This window comes from Plantactinospora sp. CNZ321, assembly GCF_004217235.1.
Genome location: NZ_SHKQ01000001.1, coordinates 6,170,845 through 6,188,715, shown reverse-complemented (window position 1 = coordinate 6,188,715; position 17,871 = coordinate 6,170,845). Strand labels below are relative to the sequence as shown.

The window sequence follows — 17,871 nt, the reverse complement described above, 5'->3', positions numbered from 1 at the left end:
AGGTCGCGGCGGCGGAAGGTGGCGAACGCGCCGCCGACGACCAGCACCGTCAGCCCGAGCAGCACGGTCGGCCAGAGGATCGAGTACGACACCGCCGGCACGCCTCACCTCCGGGCAACGTGACGTACGACACGGCGCCTCACCCTACGGCCCGGACGCTGGTCGCGGGGGGAGCGGTGCTGCGTGGTTGGATGGTCGGGTGCGTGATGATCCGGTTTCCGTCCCTGCCGACGCCGGCTCCCCGGCACCGGTACCCCCGGACGTGGTGATCGACTTCCACGGGGTCGGCGTACTGCGCTCCGGCACCCCACTGCTGCGTGACGTGACGTGGCGGGTGTGGCCGAACGAGCGCTGGGTGGTCCTCGGCCCCAACGGCGCGGGCAAGACGACACTGCTCAACCTGGCGGCCGGGCGGATGCACCCGACCACCGGCCTGGTGCACGCGCTCGGCGAGCGGATCGGCCGCACCGACCTGGCCGAGCTGCGTACCCGGATCGGGCTGACCACGGCGGGGCTGGCCGAGCGGGTCCCGGCCGAGGAGCGGGTCCGGGACGTGGTGCTGACCGCCGCCTGGTCGGTGGTGGGCCGCTGGCGCGAACGGTACGACGAGCTGGACGAAGCGCGGGCCAACGCCCTGCTCGACCAGTTCGGCGTGCTGCCGCTGGCCGACCGCACCTACGGGACCCTCTCCGAGGGCGAGCGGAAGCGGACCCAGATCGCCCGCGCGCTGATGACCGACCCGGAGCTGCTGCTGCTCGACGAGCCGGCGGCCGGGCTGGACCTCGGTGGCCGGGAGGACCTGGTGGCCCGGCTCGCCGATCTGGCCCACGACCCCGACGCACCGGCGATGGTGATGGTGACACACCACGTGGAGGAGATCCCGCCGGGCTTCACCCACGCCATGCTGCTCCGCGAGGGCGGCATCGTGGCGCAGGGACCGCTGGCGGACACGGTCACCGGCGAGTACCTCTCCAAGACCTTCGGGGTGCCGCTGGTGGTGGAGTTCTCCGGCGACCGCTTCACCGCCCGCGCCGCCTGAGCACCCGCCCGCCACCGCTCGCCCTGCCGACCCGCTCGCCGTCGCATGCGGTGCCCGCTCGCCGTCGCATGCGGTGCCCGCTCGCTGTCGCACGCGGTGCCCGCCCGCCCGTCGCCGGCCCGCCCGTCGTCGTCGGCTGGCTGGCGTGGGCGGGCTGGCTGTCGTCGGGTGGGGTCGGCCCGTCACCTGGACGGCAGAGGCGTCACGACACACGCTTTACGTATCTGGTGTCCAGGTGGATGGCGGCGGATCGGCGGGTGGGTGTCGGTCAGCGGGCGGTGGCGTCGTGGATCGCCGGAAGCAGCGTCTCGGCGGCCAGGGTGACCTGGGCGACCGCCGACTGGGCGTCGCGGGGCGGGACGAAGACCACGGCGTCCGCGCTCGCCTCCCGGAGCCGGGTCACCGCCGTCGTGCACTGCGCGACGCCGCCGGCCGTGGTGAACCGGTCGAGGTAGTGCTCGGGCAGGGCCGCCGCCAGCGTCTCGACGCCGGACGACCCGGCCAGCATGCCGGTGATCTCGTCGGCCAGGTCGGCGTCGGCCGGTGGAAGCACCCAGCCGCCGGCGAGTTGGGCGGCGAACTCCCGGCGGGCGCTTGCCCGGCCCTCGTCGAAGTCCAGGTGGGCGTAGACGGTGAGCCGGTGGTCGTCGGTACGACCGGCCTCCCGGCGACCCTCGTCGATCAACTTCCGCGCCCAACGCACGTACGCCGGGCTGGCTCCCTCGGCCAGGATCGTCCCGTCCGCCACCCGGCCGGAGAGCCGCAGCGACTTCTCGGCCCGTACGCCGGTCGAGACCGGGGGCGGCTGCTCCGGCGGGAAGTCCAACGCCACCTCGCGCAGTCGGGCGTGCCGACCGGCGACGGTGACCCGTTCCCCGGCCAGCAGGGCGCGTACCGCCGCGACGGTCTCTCCGAGGACCGCCAGCGGGGAGGGGTGCCCGGCACCGACCTGCCGGACCCACTCCGGCACCCCGTGCCCGAACCCGGGCAGGATCCGGCCGGGGAAGAGCCGGGCGAGGTTGGCCAGCTCCATGGCGGCCAGCGCGGGATTCCGGAACGCCGCCGGCAGGATGCCGATGCCGATCCTGAGCCGGTCGGTCACCGCCGCGGCGACGGCGGCGCTGGAGACCGCCCCGCCGTAGAAGCAGTCCTCGACCACCCACAGCTCGTCGTAGCCCAGCCGCTCCACCAGCCGGGCGTACGCCGGAAGCTGCTCCGGGGCGGTGTCGCACCGGTACATCACTCCGATCGGCATCTGTCCCATGTCTGGCAGCCTGCCAGACGACACCGACAACGGCCGGCTCTAGACTGAACCCCTTTCCGCCTGAGCTGCCCGGGCCGCCCCTCGACCCCTGCCCCCGGCCACGACGGACCGGTCGGGGGCGGAAAGGGGTTCACCCGGGCGGTCGCCGAAACGGGAGGTGCCGCCGGTGAGCCGGCCGCGGGTCGTAGTCATGGGCAGCGCCAACATGGACCTGATGGTCACCACCGACGCCCTGCCGAAACCCGGGGAGGCCGTCTTCGGCACCGACTTCGTGATGGTGGCCGGCGGCAAGGGCGCCAACCAGGCGATCGCGGCCGCCCGGGCCGGCGCCGACGCCGCACTGCTCGGGGCGATCGGCTCCGACTCGTTCGGTGTGACGCTCAAGGCCCGGATCTCGGCCGCCGGGGTGGACACCGAACGGGTCCGGGTGGTCTACGGCGCATCCGGGGTGGCGGTGGTCACCGTCGACGCCGAGGGGGAGAACACGATCGTGGTCACCCCGGCCGCGAACTCGGCGTTCACCGGACTCACCGAGGGCGAGCTGACGGCCGTACGCGAGGCGGACGTGCTGGTCGCGCAGTTGGAGATCCCTGTCGACACGGTGACCCGGGCGGCTCGGGCGGCCCGGTCCGCCGGGACCCGGGTGGTGCTGAACGCGGCGCCCGCCCAGCCGGTACCGGTCGAGCTGCTCGACTCGGTCGACCTGCTGGTGGTCAACGAGGCGGAGGCGCGGGCGATCACCGGCTGCGGGCAGGAGAACCCGGCGGCGCTGCTCGCCGTGGTGCCCCGCGCGGTGTTGACGCTGGGCCGGCACGGCGCCTGGTACGGCGACCGCGACGGTACCGCCGTGCACGTGCCCGCGGTCACGGTGGATCTGGTCGACTCCACGGCCGCCGGGGACGCCTTCACCGGCGCGCTGGCGGTGGCCTGGGGCGAGGGCAGGGAGCTGGTCGACGCGGTCCGCTGGGCGAGCGCGGCCGGCGCCGCCTGTGCCCGCCGGCTCGGTGCCTCCGTCGCGCTGCCGCTGCGGGCCGAGATCGACGCCCTCTACGTGCCGGCGCAGTGACCCGAGAGCGTACGAGTCGACCGGAGGGCGTACGAGTTGATCGGAGGGCGCACGATGGGAGCATGGTGCGTTTCGTCCTCAACCTGCTCTGGCTGGTCTTCGGCAGCGGCATCGCCCTCGCCATCGGCTACGGGATCGCGGCCCTGATCTGCTTCGTGCTGGTCGTGACCATTCCGTTCGGAGTCGCCGCGCTGCGGCTGGCCTACTACTCGCTCTGGCCGTTCGGCCGGACCCTGGTGGCGAAGCCCGGTGCCGGGCTCGGTTCCGGGCTGGCGAACGTGCTCTGGGTGGTACTCGCCGGCTGGTGGCTCGCGCTGGCGCACATCGTCGCCGGGGTCGCGCTCTGCGTCACGATCATCGGAATCCCGTTCGGCATCGCCAACTTCAAGCTGGTCCCGGCGGCGTTCTGGCCGCTCGGCCGCGAGGTGGTGGAGGTCGACGACCTCCGTCGCCCGGGGGCGATGCCCGCCCCGGCGGGCTGACGCCGCCGCTTCGACGTTCGGTGGGCCGGGTCAGTCGGTGCCGGTCAGCGCCCGGCGGCTGCGGCGCAGGAAGTCCTGCTCGACCGCGTTGCCGGTCAGCGCGATGGCCGCGTCGTAGCCGAGGGCGGCCTCGGCGGTACGGCCGAGCCGGCGCAGCAGGTCGGCCCGGACGGCGTGGAACACGTGGTAGTTGCCGAGGTCGAGGTCGTCGACCAGGGCCAGCGCGATGGCCGGCCCGGCGACCTCGGCGACCGCGACCGCGCGGTTCAGCGCCACGACCGGGCTCGGGGCGAGCGCCAGCAGGTGGTCGTAGAGCGTCAGGATCTGCGCCCAGTCCGTCTCGGCCGCGGTTGCCGCGTCGGCGTGCACCGCGTTGATCGCCGCCTGGATCTGGTACGGCCCCGGCCGGTCGCGCCGGAGACAACGCCGGACCAGCGCCTGGCCCTCGGCGACGAGCCGCCGGTCCCAGCGGGCACGGTCCTGCTCGGCCAGGAGCACCAGTCCGCCCTCCGGATCACAGCGGCTGGGCCGGCGCGCCTCGACCAGCAGCATCAGGGCGAGCAGCCCCAGCACCTCCGGTTCGTCGGGCATGAGGTCGGCGAGCAGCCGGGCGAGCCGGATCGCCTCGACGGCGAGGTCCGGCCGGCCGAGCCGGTCGCCCGAGCTGGCGGTGTAGCCCTCGTTGAACACCAGGTACAGCACGGCGAGTACGGCCTGGAGCCGGTCCGGCAGGTCGGCCTCGGCCGGCACCCGGTACGGGATCCGGGCGGCCCGGATCTTGCCCTTGGCGCGTACCAGCCGCTGGGCCATGGTCGGCTCGGGAACCAGGAAGGCGTGTGCGATCTGTGCGGTGGTCAGTCCGCCCAACAGGCGCAGGGTCAGCGCGACCCGGGCGGCGGGGGCGAGGGCCGGATGGCAGCAGGTGAAGATCAGGCGTAGCCGCTCGTCCCGCACGGGACCCTCCTCGTCCGGCCCGCTCCCGGCCTGCCCTGCCGGTTCGTCGGGGGTGTGCAACAGGGCGGCCTGGGCGTGCCGGTCCGCCCGGGTGGACTCGCGGCGGATCAGGTCTATCGCCCGGTTCCGGGCGGTGGAGATGATCCATCCGGCCGGGCTCGGCGGTGTGCCGTCGACCGGCCACCGCCGGATCGCGGTGGCGAACGCGTCCTGCACCGCGTCCTCGGCGGCGTCGATGTCGCCGAGGACGCGGATCAGGACGGCGACCGCCCGGCCGTACTCCGTGCGGAACACCCGCTCGACGTCGGCGGCGGTCGCACGGGCCCGGGGTTCAGACACCGGCCGGGTCGCAGCTGTCCGCCTCGTCGGCCAGTGGCCGTACCTCGATCGGCAGCAGGCCGATCGCCCGGGCCAGCTTGCCGCCCCACTCCAACGCGGCGTCGAGGTCGGGGGCGCGGATCACGGTGAAGCCGCCGAGGTGCTCCTTGCCCTCGGTGTACGGCCCGTCGGTCATCAGAATCTCGCCGTCGCGTGGCCGGAGCACGGTCGCGGTGCTCGCCGGGTGCAGTCCGGCGGAGAACACCCAGGCGCCCGCGGCCTTCATCTCCTGGTTCAGGGCCGCCAGGTTCTGCATGACCGGGTCCAGGATCTCGGGGCCCGGTGGCTCGCCGTCGGGTTGGTAGATGCTGAGCAGGTACTGCTGCATGGTCCGCGACCTCCTCCTCGCGCCGCCGGTACGGCACCGGCGACCTCTCCACCTCTACACGAACGGCGACCGCCCGGATCGACATGTCGTCGACGGAAGTCGCCGGAAAATCCTGGCTCCTTCGCACGGCAGCCTCCCCGGGCGGCAACGGCAGCCTTCCGGGCGGCGGAGCCGACCCGCGGAGCCGACCCGTGGCGCTGGTCCGCGGGGCGGCACCGCGCTGAGCAGGTACGAAACGTTTTTGTAACGGCTCTTGACGGGTCAGCCGAGACCGGAGCAGACTCCCCGGAAACGTTTACAAGTCCGGAGCGGAGGTTCGGTGCATGGGTCGTAAACGTTTACAGCCCTCCGCCGACGGCCGGCCGACGGTGCACACCGTCGCGGCCCGGGCCGGCGTCTCCATCGCTTCCGCCTCGCGCGTCCTCAACGGGATCGGCGGCAGCCCGGAGACGGTCCGCAGGGTCCGCGAGGCGGCGGCCGAGGTCGGCTACGTGCCGAACGCCATCGCCCGGTCCCTGCAGGCCCAGCGCACCGGCCTGGTCGCGCTCGCCGTCGCCGACATCGGCAACCCGGTCTACGTGGCGATGATGCGGGCCATCGAGGCGGTCGTCGCGTCCTCCGGCCGGCAACTCCTGGTGCACGCCACCGGCGGCGAGATCGACAGCGAGACCGACCTGCTGCGGCGGCTGGCCAACCGGTACGTGGACGGCATGATCATGTCCCCGATCCGGATCACCGACCGCCACCTCGACGCGATCGTGCTCAGCCCGGTCCCGGTCGTCGTGGTCGGACAGTTACCCGACGACGCGCCGGTGGACAACGTCCGGACCGACTCCCGGGCCGGCGTGGCGCTCGCCGTCGACCACCTGGTCGCGGCCGGCCGGCAGCGGATCGGCTTTGTCAACGGCCCCCTGGACACGGTGCCGGGCGCGGCCCGGGACGCCGGCTTCCGCGCCGCGCTGGCCAGCCACGGCATCCCGGTCGACGAGCGGTTGATCGAGGTCGGCGACTTCCAGTACGCCGCCGGCCGGGACGCGGCCACCCGGCTGTTCGCCCGGGCCGAGCCCGATGCCCTGCTCTGCGCCAACGACCTGATCGCGGTCGGTGCCCTGCACGCGCTGCTCACCGACCGCCGCCGGGTGCCCGAGGACGTGGCGCTGGTCGGCATGGACGACACCGAGCTGGCGCAGATGGCCTTTCCGCAGCTCTCCAGCGTCTCGCTCGGCTCCGCGGCCCGGGGGCGCCGGGCCGCCGAACTCCTGCTGGAGCGGATCGCCGATCCCGCCCTGCCGCCCCGGCGCGAACACGTCGCGCCCAGCCTGGTGGTACGGGCCTCCAGCGCCGTCGACCACCCGGTCCGAGGCGGATCGGCAGCCGTCGACGACCCGACCGGAGGCGGATCGGCAGCCGTCGACGCCCCGGTCCGAGGCGGTTCGGCGGCGCCCCGGCGGCCGCGGACCGCCCCGGCGAGCCGGCCCGGGACCCCGGCGGCGCCGGCCGGTGGGCCGGTGGGGGTGCCCTCGTGACCACGCTGACCGAGCGACCCGACGTGGAGCGGACCGGGCAGGGCGACAGGTCCCGGCGCCGCCGGTCCGACCGGACCACGGTCTACCTGCTGCTGCTCCCGTCGCTGCTGCCGATCCTGGCGCTGTCGGTCTTCCCGCTGCTGCGCGGCATCTACCTCGGGTTCACCGATGCCCGGGCCGGCCGGAACGTCGAGGTCAGCTTCACCGGCCTCGCGAACTACCGGGAACTGCTCGGAGACAGCCTGTTCTGGAACTCGTTCCGGATCGGCCTGCTCTGGGCCTTCGCGGTGACGTTGCTGCAGTTCCTGCTCGCCCTCGGGCTGGCGCTCCTGCTCGACCAGCGGCTGCGGTTCCGGGGCGTGGCCCGGGTGCTCGCCGTGGTGCCCTGGGCGATGCCACCGGTGGTGGTCGGCATCCTGTGGCGGCTGGTCTACCACCCGGACGCCGGACTGCTCAACGAGTTCCTGCACCGGATCGGCGCGGACGGGCTCCGGACCACCTGGCTCGGCGACTTCAACACCGCGCTGCCGGCGGTGATCATCGTCGGGGTCTGGGCCGGCATGCCGCAGACCACCGTCGTACTCCTGGCCGGGTTGCAGGGGGTGCCGCGCGAGCTGCACGAGGCGGCCGCGATGGACGGGGCCAGCGCGTGGCAGCGGTTCCGCAACGTGACGCTGCCGTCGCTGATGCCGGTGATCGTGGCGATCACCTCGCTGGACTTCATCTGGAACTTCAACTCGTTCGGCCTGGTCTACGTGCTCACCGCCGGTGGGCCGGGCGGTCGCACGATGCTGCCGATGCTCTTCGCCTACGAGGAGGCGTTCCGGTACGGCAACTACGGCTACGCGGCGGCGCTCGGCAACGTGATGGTGGTGATCGTCGTGGCGTTGCTCGCGGTGTACCTGCGGCGCCGGCTACGGGAGGCGAACTGACGATGGCGCGGACCGAGACGAGGGAGCGGGCCGAGACGAGGGCGCAGGCCGGGCGCCGCCGCCGGGTCGGCCGGGGCCTGCAGTATCTGGCCCTCTCGGGGTACCTGATCTTCCTGGCGTTTCCCCTGGTGTGGCTCCTCTCCACCTCGTTCAAGCCACCCCGGGAACTGGTCAGGCTGCACCCGACGCTGATACCGGAGAACCCGACCCTGGCCAACTTCGTGCAGGCGTTCACCGAGCAGGAACTCGGCCGGGCAGCCTGGAACAGCCTCCAGGTCTCGCTCGCCTCGGCACTGCTCACCGTGCTGATCGCGACTCCGGCGTCGTACGCGTTGGCGCGCTTCCGGACCCGGCTGGGCACGGTCGCCCTGGGCTGGGTACTCCTCTCCCAGCTCTTCCCGTTCGTGCTGCTGATCATCCCGATCTTCCTCGTGCTGCGCCAGGTCGGGCTCGCCAACACACATGCCGGGCTGGTGCTGATCTACGTGGTCTGGGCGCTGCCGTTCGCGCTCTGGATGCTCCAGGGCTTCGTCCGCAACATCCCGCGCGACCTGGAGGAGGCGGCCTCGGTCGACGGCGCGAACCGGCTCCAGACGCTGCGCCGGGTGATCTTCCCGTTGCTCACGCCCGGCCTGGTCGCCACCGCGCTCTTCGCGTTCATCTCCGCATGGAACGAGTTCTTCTTCGCCCTGGTGCTGATCAAGACTCCGGAACTGGCGACCCTGCCGGTCGCGCTGGCCCGGTTCGTCGGCATCGAGGGCACCGCCCGGCTCGGGCCGCTGGCCGCAGGCTCACTGCTGGCCACCCTGCCCAGCCTGGTCTTCTTCGCTTTCATGCAGCGCCGGCTGGCCTCCGGGTCGCTCGCCGGTGCCGTCAAGGGATAGCCACACCCCACCACAACCAGCAACAGGAGGTATTCCCCGTGCTCGACAGGGTTTCCCGACGAAGAGTGTCCCGCCGACTCGCCGCCGCCGCGCTGGCCGGCGTCGTGGGACTGGGCGCGCTCGCCGCCTGCGGCGGCGGGAGCGGAGACGACGAGAGCTCCGGTCCGGTCAAGCTGCGGTTCCTCAGCCTGGCCTGGCAGAAGGAGTCGCTCCAGGCCAACAAGGATCTGGTCGCCAAGTGGAACGCCGATCACCCGGACATCCAGGTCGAGTACGTCCAGGGCGACTGGAACTCCGTACACGACCAGTTGCTGACCGCCTTCGAGGGCGGTGACGCCCCGGACATCGTGCACTACGAGGCGGCGTCGATCGGCGAGTTCAGCAAGCAGGGCTACCTGGCAGACCTCTCCGGCCTGCTCTCCGACGACTTCAAGGGTCAGATCGACAAGGGGATCTGGGACACCGCGACCTTCGACGGCAAGGTCACCGGAGTGCCGTTCCTGCTGGAGTCGCAGGTCGTGATCGCCAACAAGAAGCTGCTGGACGCGGCCGGGGTCACGGTGCCGCCCGCCGACGGCGGCTGGAGCTGGGACGAGTTCCAAGCCAACGCGCAGAAGCTGACCGGTTCCGGGAAGTACGGCGTCGCCTGGGCGCTGAAGTCGCCGACCAACCGGGTGATGAACCTCTCGCTCAACTTCGACGGCAAGTTCTTCTACACCGACGGGGGCAAGACCGAGGTGCGGATCGGCGACGCCGAGAAGGAGGTGCCGAGGCGGATCCACGACATGCTCTACACCAGCAAGACCGCCTCGCCGGAGGCGCTCGGGATGAGCGGCGCGGACACCCTGCCCGGCTTCTTCGCCGGCAAGTACGCGATGATCCCCGGCTCGGTCTCGCTGCGCCAGCAGATGGTCGAGCAGGCGCCGGCCGGCTTCGAGTGGGTGACCATCCCGCCGGTGAAGGGCATCTCGGCCAACCAGGCCGCCAACCCGCAGACCCTCTCGGTCGCCGCCGACTCCACACACCAGAAGCAGGCGGCGCAGTTCCTGGAGTACTTCCTCAACCCGACCAACATGGCCGAGCTGGCCAAGGGCGACTGGCTGGTGCCGACCGGGAAGCAGGCGAACGAGGAGCTGGTCAAGGCGACCGGCGGCAAGCAGGGCTGGGACGTCGCGGCGGACAGCGCCAAGGATCTGACGGTGGCGCCGTTCCAGATGGTCGACGGCTATCCCGAGTGGAAGCTGAAGTACGCCACCCCGGCCCTGCAGCAGTACTTCGCCAACAAGATCACGCTTGACGAGCTGGGTACGCAGCTCGTCGACGGTGGGAAGCAGGTCCTGAGGTAACCATGGAACACTTGCTCGACAAGTCGGTCGGCTGCCTGGTCGGTGCCGCCGTGGGCGACGCCCTCGGCGGGGCCACCGAAACGGCGTTGCCCGAGCAGATCCGGGCCCGTTACGGCGACTGGGTGCGTGGCGTCGCACCCCCGTTCCACGCCGACTGGGCCACCGCGCGGCCACTCGCGCCGTACCACAAGGGCGACGGGCACATCACCGACGACACGTTGATGACCCACGCGCTGGTGCGGGCGTATGCGCGCAAGCGCGACCACCTCGACGCGTACGACGTGGTGGAACTGCTCGTGCCCGACCTGCTCGAGCGGGTGGTCTACATCCCGGACCTGGAGCGGGAGGGGGTGACCTTCCACCGGCTCGCCGCCGCCGAGCGGTGGTTGGTCACCCGCCTGCACCACGCGCACGTCGACCCTCGGGAGGGTGGCGTCGGCAACATCGTCAACTGCGGCGCGGCGATGTACATGGCCCCGGTCGGGATCGTCAACGCGGGCGACCCGGCCGGGGCGTACGCCGAGGCGGTGGAGATCGCCGGGGCGCACCAGCACAGCTACGGCCGGGAGGCGGCGGCGGTCCTCGCCGCGGCGGTGGCGGCGGCGATGGCCCCCGGCGCGGGCGTGGACGACGTGCTGACCGCCGTGCTCGACCTGGCCCGGGACGGCACCCGCGCGGCGATCGCCGCCGTGGTCAAGGAGGCGAAGGGGTACGCCGACTGGTCCGACGCCATCGCGCCGCTGCGCGCCGCCGTCGCCCCGTACGACACGGTGGGGGAGGAGTACCGCAACCCGGGACTGGGGGCGCGGCGGCCGAGCCGGCTGCACTCGATAGAGGAGCTGCCGGTGGCTCTCGGCATGCTCGTGGTGGCCCGGGGGGAGCTGCGCGAGGCGGTGCTCGGGGCGGTCAACTACGGTCGGGACGCCGATTCCACCGCGACGATGGCCGGGGCGATCGCCGGGGCGCTCGGCGGCGCGGCCGCGGTCCCGGCGCAGTGGTCGGCGACGGTCGCCGAGGCGTCCCGGACCGACCTGGTCGCACCGGCCCGGGAGCTGGCCGAGGTGGCGGCGGAGGTCTTCGCACGGGACCGGGAGCGGTTCGCCCGCCGGGCCGAGCGGTTCGCGGGGCTGTCGTGACGACCGGTATGCGGGCGCGATTGGTCGGCCCGGCGGTCGGGAGGCGCTGGTGAGACTCACCTGGGTACAGCCGGAGGACCTGCTGCCGCACGAGCTGGCGGCCAGCGCCGACGAGGGGCGGGACGTCTCGGCGGTCGCCCAGCGCTGGACGGCGGCCGGCGGTTCGGTGCTGCCACCGGTCGGCGGGGCCTCCCCGGAGCCGGCCGACCCCCGGCTGCGGGCGCTGGCGGCGGAACTGCTCGACGAGTGCGACGCGCTGCCGCCGGCCGGACCGCCGACCGAGCCGCCGGCCGGACCGGCGGTCGAGCTGACCGAGCCGCCGAGCGGACCGGCGGTCGAGCCGACCGAGCTGGCCGCGATCCGGGCGAGCTGGCCGGCGGAGTACGGGCTCCCGACCGGGGGGCCGGACCCGGACCGGGTGCACGGCGGCTGGCTGGGCCGGGCGGTCGGCTGCCTGCTGGGCAAGCCGGTGGAGAAGATCCCCCGGCAGGGCATCCGGGAGATCCTGACCGCGACCGGGCGGTGGCCGCTGGCCGGCTACTTCACCGGGGTCGGGCTGCCGGCCGAGGTCGCGGCCCGCTGGCCGTGGAACCGGCGCAGCGCCCCGACCAGCCTGGCCGAGAAGATCGACGGGATGCCCGAGGACGACGACCTCAACTTCGCGCTGCTGGCGCTGCGGGTGCTGGAGACGCACGGCCGGGAGTTCAGCAGTGCCGACGTGGCCCAGGCCTGGCTGGACTGGCTGCCCGGCGGGCGGGTCTTCACCGCCGAGCGGGTGGCGTACCGGAACCTGCTGCTCGGGCTCGCCCCACCGGCGACCGCGCTGCGGCACAACCCGTTCCGGGAGTGGATCGGCGCCCAGATCCGCACCGACGTGTACGGCTGGGTCTGCCCGGGCCGGCCGGACCTGGCGGCCGAGCTGGCCTACCGGGACGCGGTCGTCAGTCACGTCCGGGGCGGGGTGCACGGTGCGCTCTGGGTCGCGGCGATGACCTCGGCCGCCGTGGTCGCCTCCGACGTGGACACCGTGCTGGACGCCGGTGAGTCGGTGCTGCCGCCGCACAGCCGCTTCGCGGCGGCGGTACGCGAGGCCCGGGCGCTCGGCGCCGAGGCGGCGGCCGGCGGGACGGACTGGGAGTCGGTGCTCGACACCCTCTACACCCGGCACGGCCACCTGCACTGGGTGCACGTCCGCAACAACGCCGCCCTGGTGGCGGCGGCCCTGGCGTACGGCCGGGGCGACCTGGTCCGGTCGATCTGCGCGGTGGTCAGCGGTGGCTGGGACACCGACTCCACCGGGGCGACGGTCGGCTCGGTGACCGGGGCGCTGACCGGTGCCGCCGGACTGCCGGCGGAGTGGACCGGACCGTTGCGGGGCCGGCTGCACAGCAGCATCGCCGGTTTCGCGCAGGTCGAGTTCGCCGAGCTGGCCGCCCGCACCGCGCGGCTGGCCCGGGATGGGGAGGGAACATGACGGACGCATCCGTCCGGGTGGTGGTGGTCGGCAGCGCCAACCTGGACCTGGTGGTGTCGACGCCGACGCTGCCCCGGCCCGGCGAGACGGTGCTCGGCGACGCGCTGCGGACCGTTCCCGGTGGCAAGGGCGCCAACCAGGCGGTGGCGGCGGCCCGGGCCGGGGCCAGGTGCGACTTCGTCGGTGCGGTCGGGCAGGACGGCTTCGCCGACCAGCTCCGGACCAACCTGGCGGAGGCGGGGATCGGCCTGCGGCGGCTGCGCAGCGTGCCCGGGCCGTCCGGGGTGGCGCTGATCGCGGTGGACGCCGACGCCGAGAACCTGATCGTGGTGGCGCCGGGCGCGAACGCCGAGCTGACCAGCCTCGACGCCGACGACCGGGCCGTCGTGGCGGCGGCGGACGTGCTGGTGTGCCAGCTGGAGGTGCCGCTGTCGGTGGTGGCCCAGGCCGCCCGGTGGGGCCGGAACGCCGGTACCACGGTGGTGCTGAACGCCGCGCCGGCCCGGCAGCTGCCGGCGGAGCTGCTCGACGCGGTCGACGTGCTGGTGGTCAACCAGGTCGAGGCGGCGATGGTGGCCGGCCTCGCCGCCGACACCGCCGTCGACGCCCTGCTGGACGCGCTGCTGCGGCTGGTCCCCCGGGTGGTGCTGACCCTGGGGGCCCGGGGCGCCCGTTACGCCGACCGGTTCGGCCTGCGGCTGTCGGTCGAGGCACCGACGGTCGAGGCGGTCGACACCACCGCCGCAGGGGACGCCTTCACCGGTGCGCTGGCGGTGGCCTGGGCGCGGCGGCGCGGGCCGGTCGAGCCGGCGGCGGTGACGGCGGCGCTGCGCTGGGCCTGCGCCGCGGGTGCCGCCTGCGCGCGGCGGCCCGGCGCCGCCACCGCGCTGCCCACCCGGGACGAGATCGACGCCCTCTACGCGCAGAGCTATCCGGAGCTGGTATGACCGTCAACCCCTACGTCCCGAGACCGATCGACCTGCCCACGGCGGTGCCGCTGTCGGCCGGCGCCGACCTGTCGGTGCTGGACGAGGCGAAGGTCTTCGCCGCACCGGACGACCCGGCGGACTGGCCGGCCTGGCGGGACCGGCTGACCCGCTGGCGGGCCGAGGCGCGGGAGCGGCTCGGCTACCACGGTGGGCACTACGCCGAGATCGCCGGGGACTGCTTCACCGTCTGCCTGGCCTGGCTCTGGGACGAGACGCTGTACGACGCCGACCGGGGCGTCTTCACCGTCGACGGCTTCCTCGACGCGGCGGAGCGCGACTTCGGCGGCTTCGACGGGGTGGTGCTCTGGCACGCGTACCCGGTGATCGGGCTGGACGAGCGCAACCAGTTCGACTTCTACCGGCAGGTACCGGAGCTGCCCGAGGTGGTGCGGGCGTTCCAGGCGCGCGGCGTACGGGTCTTCGTCGACTACAACCCGTGGGACGTCGGCACCCGCCGGGCCCGGCGCACCGACGCCGACGAGGTGGCCGCGCTCGTCGACTGGCTCGGGGTGGACGGGGTCTTCCTGGACACCCTCAAGGAGGGCGCGGGCGAGCTGCGCAAGACCCTGGACGCGGTCCGGCCGGGTGTCGTGCTGGAGGGGGAGTCGCGGGTGCCGCTGGCCCGGATCGCCGACCACGCGATGTCCTGGGCGCAGTGGTTCGCCGACTCGCCGGTGCCGGGGGTGCTCCGGGCCAAGTGGTTCGAGCGGCGGCACGTGCTGCACCACACCCGGCGCTGGCACCGGGACCACCTCGACGAGCTGCACTCGGCCTGGCTCAACGGGGCCGGGATGCTGGTCTGGGAGAGCGTCTTCGGCGTCTGGGTCGGCTGGAACGAGCGGGACCGGGCGGTGCTGGCCGCGATGCGCCGGGTGCAGCGCGGTCACGCCGCCTGGCTGCGCGCCGAGGACTGGACCCCGCTCGCCGACCACGTCGCCGGCACCGAGGTGTACGCCTCGCGCTGGCAGCACGACGGGACTCCGCTGTGGACGGTCGCCAACCGGGGCGGTGCGTACGACGGGCCGTGGCTGGTCACCGAGGACCGTCCCGGGCACCGCTGGTACGAGCTGACCACCGGCACCGAGCTGTTCCCCACCCCGGCCGGCCCGGGTCGGGTGGCGGTCGGCGGGGCGCTGCCGGCCGGCGGGATCGCCGCCGTGCTCGCCACCGTGGACGAGCCGGCCCTGCCCCGGCACACCCCCGCCGACGGCGACCCGAACTTCCCGGCCCGCTCGGCGGTCCGGGTGCCCGCCCCGGTGGCGCGCTCAGGCGACGTGCCCGAGGGGATGCGGGCAGTCGACGGCGGCCGCCGGGAGCTGCTGGTCCGCTACCGCAAGCGGGAGACCGGGCTGTACGGCGAGGCGCCGTACGTCGACGAGTGGAAGCCGCTGCCGCCCCGGCTGCACCAGCCGGTGACCCTGCACCGCACCGTCGACATCGGACGGTTCGCGATCGCCGAACGCGAGGTGAGCAACGCCGAGTACGCCGAGTTCGTCCGGGCCACCGGCTACCGCCCGATCCGTCCGGAGCGCTGGCCGTGGGCGGACGGCGGGGTCCCGGGGCCGGCCGACGCGCCGGCCAGCCACGTCGAGCTGGCCGACGCGCGCGCGTACGCGGCCTGGGCCGGGTTGCGGCTGCCGACCGAGGACGAGTGGCAGGTCGCCGCCGAGCGGGGCCTGCTGCGCCGGGCCGAACCGCTGGTCTGGAACCTGACCGAGAGCGAGCACACCGACGGGCGTACCCGGTTCGTGATCCTCAAGGGCGGCGCCGCGTACCGGGCCGAGGGCTCGGACTGGTACCTCGACGGCGGCCCGCAGCCGCCGGAGGTCTCGGTGAAGCTGCTGACCCTCGGCGCCGGACTGACCCGATCGGAGTCGATCGGCTTCCGCTGCGCCGTCGACCTGTGACCGCTGTTCGATCCGATAGGCCGCTGTTCGATCCGGCCGCTGTTCGATCCGATAGGCCGCTGTTCGATCCGATGGGAGGACCTGCCGTGACGGCGGAGGATTCCGGCCCGGCCGCGCTGGCCGGGGTGAAGGCGGTCGAGCTGGCCACGCTCTTCGCCGGCCCGCTCGCCACCGCGTTCCTCGGCGACTTCGGCGCCGAGGTGGTCAAGGTGGAGCACCCGGCCAAACCGGACCCGTCCCGGGGGCACGGGCCGGCCAAGGACGGGGTCGGGCTCTGGTGGAAGGTGCTCGGCCGCAACAAGCGGACTGTCACCGCCAACCTCTCCGACCCGGCCGGCGCCGAGCTGCTGCGCCGGCTCGTCGCCGACGCCGACGTGCTGGTGGAGAACTTCCGGCCCGGCACCCTGGAACGCTGGGGGATCGGCCCGGCCGAACTGCACGAGGTGAACCCCCGGCTGGTGATCGCCCGGATCAGCGGCTTCGGCCAGTCCGGCCCGTACGCCCGGCGGCCCGGGTTCGGCACCCTTGCCGAGGCGATGAGCGGATTTGCCGCCGCGACCGGTGAACCGGACGGCCCGCCGACGCTGCCGCCGTTCGGGCTGGCCGACTCGGTGACCGCGCTGGCCACCGCCTACGCGGTGATGCTGGCGCTGCGGGCCCGGGACGTCACCGGGGCCGGGCAGGTGGTCGACCTGGCGATCATCGAGCCGATCATGGCGATGCTCGGTCCGCAGATCACCTGGTACGACCAGCTCGGCTACGTACAGCCCCGGCTGGGGAACCGGTCGAACAACAACGCGCCCCGGAACACGTACCGGTGTGCGGACGGGCGTTGGGTGGCGGTCTCGACAAGTGCGCAGAGCATCGCCGAACGGGTACTGCGGCTGGTCGGCCGCCCCGAACTGGTCGACGAGCCGTGGTTTCGCACCGGCAGCGGCCGGGCCGCGCACGCCGACGTGCTCGACGCCGCCGTCGGGGCCTGGGTGGCGGCCCGGGACCGCGACGAGGTGGTGGCGGCGTTCGAGGAGGCGCAGGCGGCGGTCGCGCCGGTCTACGACGTCCGCGACATCCTGGCCGACCCGCAGTACGCGGCGCTGGGCACCGCGGTCTCGGTGCCGGATCCCGACCTCGGGCCGGTGCGGATGCAGAACGTGCCGTTCCGGATGTCGGCGACCCCGGGCCGGATCCGGCACACCGGCCGGGCGCACGGCCAGGACACCGACGAGGTGTTGGCGGCGCTCGGCCTCACGGCCGAGGAGATCGCGCAACTGCGGGCGGCGGGAGCGATCTGATGCTGCTGACCCTGCTGTACGTGCCCGGGGACCGGCCGGACCGGTTCGGCAAGGCGGTCGACTCCGGTGCCGACGCGGTGATCGTGGACCTGGAGGACGCGGTGGTGGCGGCCCGCAAGGCGTACGCCCGGGATGCCGCCGCCGAGTTCGTCGCCACCCCTTATCGGGTGCCGGTATTCGTCCGGGTCAACGAGTTGACCGGCCCGGACGTCGCCGCCGACCTCGACGCCCTGGCCGGTGCGCCCGGGCTGGCCGGGCTGCGACTGCCGAAAGTGGAGTCGCCGGAGGCGGTGCGGGCGGTCGCCGCCCGGGTGCCGGTGCCGCTGCATCCGCTGGTCGAGTCGGCGGTGGGAGTGGAGCGGGCGTACGAGATCGCCGGCGCGGATCCGGCGGTCGCCTCGATCGGGCTGGGCGAGGCGGACCTCCGCTCCGACCTCGGGGTGACCGCCGAGGAAGGGCTCGCCTGGGTACGCGGCCGGATCGTCGTCGCCGCCCGGGCCGCCGGGCTGCCCCCGCCGATGCTGCCGGTCTATCCCCACGTCACCGACCTGGCCGGGCTGGCCGAGTCGTGCGCGGCCGGCCGCCGGCTGGGCTTCGTCGGCCGGACCGCGATCCACCCCCGGCAGCTACCGGTGATCGTCGAGGCGTTCCGGCCCTCGGCCGAGGAGGTGTCCCGGGCCCGGGAACTCCTGGACGCGGTGGCCGAGGCGCAGACCCGGGACTCCGGCACGGTGGTGCTGCCGGACGGCCGCTTCGCCGACCGGGCGATGGTGGCGGCGGCCGGCCGCACGGTCGACCTCGCGCGGCGGTACCGCTCCGGGAGCTGACCTCCCGGCGCCGCCTGCGGTCTCATTCGGGCGGCGCCGGTTCGGGT

The 17,871-nt window shown here is 73.9% G+C and carries 16 protein-coding genes; 13 read left to right on the top strand and 3 right to left on the bottom strand.

What is annotated here, in order from left to right:
* Positions 1–199: 199 nt before the first annotated feature.
* The gene (locus EV371_RS26750; RefSeq protein WP_130464496.1) at positions 200–1,039 is read left to right on the top strand and encodes an ATP-binding cassette domain-containing protein; all 840 of its coding nucleotides are present in this window, start codon (positions 200–202) and stop codon (positions 1,037–1,039) included.
* Positions 1,040–1,307: 268 nt separating this feature from the next.
* On the opposite strand, the gene EV371_RS26745 is transcribed toward EV371_RS26750, so the two are convergent.
* Entirely contained in the window at positions 1,308–2,303 is a 996-nt protein-coding gene (locus EV371_RS26745; protein WP_130464495.1) for an LLM class flavin-dependent oxidoreductase, read from the bottom strand.
* Between the two features lie 166 nt (positions 2,304–2,469).
* On the opposite strand from EV371_RS26745, the gene EV371_RS26740 reads away from it, so the two are divergent.
* The gene (locus EV371_RS26740) at positions 2,470–3,369 is read left to right on the top strand and encodes a PfkB family carbohydrate kinase (RefSeq protein WP_130464494.1); all 900 of its coding nucleotides are present in this window, start codon (positions 2,470–2,472) and stop codon (positions 3,367–3,369) included.
* Positions 3,370–3,431: 62 nt separating this feature from the next.
* Complete coding sequence (locus tag EV371_RS26735) at positions 3,432–3,851, top strand: YccF domain-containing protein (protein ID WP_130464493.1); 420 nt, start codon at positions 3,432–3,434, stop codon at positions 3,849–3,851.
* A gap of 30 nt (positions 3,852–3,881) precedes the next feature.
* On the opposite strand, the gene EV371_RS26730 is transcribed toward EV371_RS26735, so the two are convergent.
* Together EV371_RS26730 and EV371_RS26725 are read right to left on the bottom strand one after the other, a co-directional pair.
* Entirely contained in the window at positions 3,882–5,144 is a 1,263-nt protein-coding gene (locus EV371_RS26730; protein ID WP_130464492.1) for a sigma-70 family RNA polymerase sigma factor, read from the bottom strand.
* Positions 5,137–5,511 (bottom strand): YciI family protein, encoded by a 375-nt coding sequence (locus EV371_RS26725; RefSeq protein ID WP_130464491.1) that lies wholly within the window; start codon positions 5,509–5,511, stop codon positions 5,137–5,139. Before EV371_RS26725 ends, EV371_RS26730 begins: the two co-directional genes overlap by 8 nt.
* A 323-nt stretch (positions 5,512–5,834) precedes the next feature.
* Here EV371_RS26725 and EV371_RS26720 point away from each other — a divergent pair, with 323 nt between their 5' ends.
* From EV371_RS26720 to EV371_RS26675, 10 genes are all read left to right on the top strand, one after another.
* The gene (locus tag EV371_RS26720) at positions 5,835–7,037 is read left to right on the top strand and encodes a LacI family DNA-binding transcriptional regulator (protein ID WP_130464490.1); all 1,203 of its coding nucleotides are present in this window, start codon (positions 5,835–5,837) and stop codon (positions 7,035–7,037) included.
* Positions 7,034–7,969, top strand: coding sequence for an ABC transporter permease subunit (locus tag EV371_RS26715; protein WP_130464489.1), 936 nt, complete (start codon positions 7,034–7,036; stop codon positions 7,967–7,969). Before EV371_RS26720 ends, EV371_RS26715 begins: the two co-directional genes overlap by 4 nt.
* 2 nt (positions 7,970–7,971) lie before the next feature.
* Positions 7,972–8,853: a carbohydrate ABC transporter permease gene (locus EV371_RS26710; RefSeq protein WP_130464488.1), complete on the top strand. Its 882-nt coding sequence runs from the start codon at positions 7,972–7,974 to the stop codon at positions 8,851–8,853.
* Positions 8,854–8,891: 38 nt separating this feature from the next.
* Positions 8,892–10,199, top strand: coding sequence for an ABC transporter substrate-binding protein (locus EV371_RS26705; protein ID WP_486484798.1), 1,308 nt, complete (start codon positions 8,892–8,894; stop codon positions 10,197–10,199).
* 2 nt (positions 10,200–10,201) lie between these two features.
* The gene (locus EV371_RS26700; RefSeq protein ID WP_130464487.1) at positions 10,202–11,335 is read left to right on the top strand and encodes an ADP-ribosylglycohydrolase family protein; all 1,134 of its coding nucleotides are present in this window, start codon (positions 10,202–10,204) and stop codon (positions 11,333–11,335) included.
* Between the two features lie 49 nt (positions 11,336–11,384).
* Positions 11,385–12,809: an ADP-ribosylglycohydrolase family protein gene (locus tag EV371_RS26695; protein ID WP_130464486.1), complete on the top strand. Its 1,425-nt coding sequence runs from the start codon at positions 11,385–11,387 to the stop codon at positions 12,807–12,809.
* A complete protein-coding gene (locus EV371_RS26690) occupies positions 12,806–13,756 on the top strand; it encodes a ribokinase (RefSeq protein ID WP_130464485.1) in 951 nt (316 codons plus the stop codon). The genes EV371_RS26695 and EV371_RS26690 overlap by 4 nt, the downstream gene beginning before the upstream one ends.
* The gene (locus EV371_RS26685) at positions 13,753–15,705 is read left to right on the top strand and encodes an SUMF1/EgtB/PvdO family nonheme iron enzyme (RefSeq protein ID WP_130464484.1); all 1,953 of its coding nucleotides are present in this window, start codon (positions 13,753–13,755) and stop codon (positions 15,703–15,705) included. Before EV371_RS26690 ends, EV371_RS26685 begins: the two co-directional genes overlap by 4 nt.
* An 86-nt stretch (positions 15,706–15,791) precedes the next feature.
* Entirely contained in the window at positions 15,792–16,997 is a 1,206-nt protein-coding gene (locus EV371_RS26680) for a CoA transferase (RefSeq protein ID WP_486484797.1), read from the top strand.
* A complete protein-coding gene (locus EV371_RS26675) occupies positions 16,997–17,824 on the top strand; it encodes an HpcH/HpaI aldolase/citrate lyase family protein (protein WP_130464482.1) in 828 nt (275 codons plus the stop codon). The genes EV371_RS26680 and EV371_RS26675 overlap by 1 nt, the downstream gene beginning before the upstream one ends.
* Positions 17,825–17,871: the final 47 nt, after the last annotated feature.